1 rRNA gene is annotated in these 255 nt (G+C 52.5%); it reads right to left on the bottom strand.

The annotated features are described in order from the left end of the window. Positions 1-255: ribosomal RNA gene (locus P0G09_RS20765) — 23S ribosomal RNA — on the bottom strand; the annotation flags it as partial.

A 255-nucleotide genomic window follows, 5' to 3' on the forward strand; every position in this document is an offset into this window, starting at 1 on the left:
CTTCGGTACTAATTTCCCTCGATCTCTACCGGAACCAACACCCGGCTCTGAGACTTCATATGTGTCCCTGTGCTTAACTCTTTTGGTGGTGACGGAATCTCTACCGTCTGTGCATCGGCTACGCCTTTCGGCCTCACCTTAGCTCCCGACTAACCTGGAGCGGACGAACCTTCCTCCAGAAACCTGAGGCTTTCGGCCATGCAGATTCTCACTGCATTCGCGCTACTCATTCCGGCATTCTCACTTCTATACACT

Source organism: Faecalibacterium sp. DFI.5.82 (assembly GCF_029076575.1).
In the GTDB taxonomy this organism is placed as follows: Bacteria; Bacillota; Clostridia; order Oscillospirales; family Ruminococcaceae; genus Faecalibacterium; species Faecalibacterium duncaniae.